1 protein-coding gene is annotated in these 885 nt (G+C 58.4%); it reads right to left on the minus strand.

The annotated features are described in order from the left end of the window. Positions 1-885 (minus strand): hypothetical protein (locus tag BLX24_RS33135; RefSeq protein ID WP_071506934.1); only part of this gene is annotated, 885 nt, incomplete at both ends.

Genomic DNA, 885 nt, shown 5'->3' on the forward strand with positions numbered 1-885 from the left:
CGCCGTGTTTGCGTTAACCGCTGGCTGAGTGCCCGAAGGAGCCGCATCCAGCGTGGTGAGTTGAACGTCTTTGAATAGCCGCACCACATCGGTGTAGCCCATCGCCCGGAGCGCAAAGTTGATGGGCTCCAGAATGATCTTCCGGTGCACCGGTGTTCGGTAGCTCTGCTGGTAGTTGGCCACTACCCGTATCTGACTGCCCGAGTCACCGGATTTGCTGCCGGGGGTTACCCCGCCCAGCACCGGCAGAATACCGACCGCGTTGGTAATGCCGATGTTGGCCATCTCCCAGACCTTGCTGTAGGCATCGTCGGAATTCTCATTTTTGAGCGGTACCACATCGATCGCATCCAGCGCCTTGCCGTCATCGCCCCGCAGATACCGTACAATCAGCGCCTTGTTGACATTATCGGTACCGGCCAGCCAGTCCGACATCTTCTGCGTCCAGTCGGCCCACTTCTTCTGGACTTCTTTCGGGTCAAGTGTACGCCCGCCTTCCTTATCGAAGTAATCCTTCGGCACCTTGATCACATACTTGATGTTGTAGCCGTTTTTGAGACCACTGATGTGAAACGGGGCAATCAGGTTGGCCAGCTCGATCCAGTCTCTCGAGCACCACCAGCTGGGGAACGCATAGAACGGCTGGCCGGAAATGTACTCACGGCCGTGCCAGATGGAGGCCACATGCTGATCGGGCCGTTTCCGGTCAAACGCCGGAAGCTTGTCCGTTCCCGACTGAAGGCCGGCCGCATGACTGCCGAAATACGGATTGATGTGAAACTCGGTCGCCTTATTGCCCGACGCCGGCCGGCCGATCCGGGTGATGAAACAGTCCGAAACCGACAGCACCGGTGTGCCGTCCGGCTCGTACTCGATCCGCGTAAA

The sequence above is a fragment of the Arsenicibacter rosenii genome, assembly GCF_001870735.1.
Lineage (GTDB): Bacteria > Bacteroidota > Bacteroidia > Cytophagales > Spirosomataceae > Arsenicibacter > Arsenicibacter rosenii.